General features: G+C 53.4%; 1 protein-coding gene. It reads left to right on the top strand.

Going from position 1 to position 1,898, the window contains the following annotated elements:
* Positions 1–472 precede the first annotated feature (472 nt).
* A partial coding sequence (locus GXX57_08630) for a hypothetical protein (GenBank protein HHV44710.1) occupies positions 473–1,898 on the top strand: 1,426 nt, incomplete at its 3' end.

Genomic DNA, 1,898 nt, shown 5'->3' with positions numbered 1-1,898 from the left:
GAATTGATCCCTCGTCGCTACATCCTCATATCAGGAAAGCCGGCGCCAATTCACGGATAATTTGGACCTCTTGTGGGGAAACCGTTGTACCCAGCTCCTCCCCGGTGCAAGACTTGTGCGCAATAGAGGACCGGCTAGAAAACATGGTACGCGGGCTAGCTACCCATGATGGGATCCTGGTTTTCATCTGTGTTTCCAACACTTGAAAAGTGAGAAACGTGATCTACCAGGTTGGTGCTGCAGATCCCGGGGGTGTAACTATGGCGGACCCAGTTGTAAGGCCGGTTGTTTAGCGATTGGTTGCCCGAAAGGAAAATGTTTCAACAGGCCCCAGGGCTTTACAGAGGAGACTGCTTGGGTTATTGTAAATATGTATCCCCGCCTCAGTTGTTTAGTACTTGCGATAACTCTTCCGCCGGGGAGAAGCGGGTTGTTCCAAGACCGGCAAAGACTGAAACATGGGGAGGTTGCTATGGGACGGAGGCTGTTGACCAGCTTCATGCTGACCGCCCTGATTCTGGGGCTGTTGGTGGTGCAGTGGGGAGGATTGGTGTTGGCAGAGGAACGTTTGATCTATGTGCGGGATTATGGGGTCATCCCTGATGATGGTCGGGATGATGCGATGGCCCTGCGTAAGGCCATCGCGGCTGTCAAGAAGGGTTATGGAGATGTGTTAGTTTTTGAACCCGGGGTTTATACCTTGAAATACCCCAATACTTCGCAGATGATGATTGACCTCGTAAATGTAGAGGGCATCACGCTGCGGGGAGCAGTGGGGGAAGACGGGGCACCGGCGACGATCTTAGAGATCACCGCCAAGCTGAAGAATGATGTGGCCGGTTCCGAGGGACCAGGTCATATCTATATCAAGAACAGCAAGAATGTGTTGGTGGAAAACTTTATTTTGGACTACAACCCCCGCTTCAGTACCGCCGGAAAGGTGGTCGCGGTGGATCGGGCCAATGACGTGGTAGTGGTGGATATCCTACCCGGCCTGCCCCATTTCCCCGGGATGAAATGCTATTCCGCTAATGCCTGGGATTTGGAGACGAGACAGTTGCTGCCCGTGGCCGCATTGTCCATCGGGACTAGTGGGGCCCGTTTTGAAAACACCTGGCAGCCCGTCGATAACGCAGAGGGGGCCACAAGGTACAAAATCCAAGGCATGGGCTTTTCCGGTTTGGTGGAAGTGGGACAGGGTGTCTCCTGGCATTTCAATGTGAACAGTGGTTCCAATAACGTGTGGATCATGGATTCGGAGGATGTCACCTTTAGGAATGTGCACATCTACAACAGCATCCTCATGGGGGTGCTTGCGGGGTTCAACCGGAACCTTACCTTCCAAAAGGTGGAGATTCGCCCCGATGGGGATTGGTTGGCTACCGGTCCTCGGGATGGCTTTCATTTTTCCAATAACACCGGCAAGTTGGTCATGGAAGAGGTAGTGGTGAAGGGAGTGCGCTGGGATCCCATCAATATGAAGTCCTGCTTTGGAGAAGTGACGGAGATTCTAGATGCACAGACCTTCAGGTATTTCCTCCGCAGAAAGGACGTCCGGACCTTCCAAGCGGGTACCAAGGTTGTCTTTTGGGTAGGGGAGGTACCGGTGGAGCGGGAGATTGTCTCCTGTACCCTCCACAGCCAAAGTGGTCCCCATCCGGTGTATACCCTGACCCTTGCTGAGCCCCTCCCTGAGCAGGTGCGGGTAGGCTCCCTGTTTACCCCCCTGGGCTGGGTCTTCGAGGAGGGGATCATCCGCGATTCCGTGTTTGAAAGCAATTTCGGTACTGGCATCGTACTGCAGAATGAAAACATGGTCATTGAGAACAACCTTTTCCGGTACAATGCCTACGAGAATATCGGGCTTGGACCTACCAGTTTTGATGAGGGGGGGTATG

The organism is Bacillota bacterium, from assembly GCA_012839765.1.
Lineage (GTDB): Bacteria > Bacillota > Limnochordia > DUMW01 > DUMW01 > DUMW01.
The sequence above is the reverse complement of the archived record's forward strand: the minus strand, read 5'-3'. Positions and strand labels throughout refer to the sequence as shown.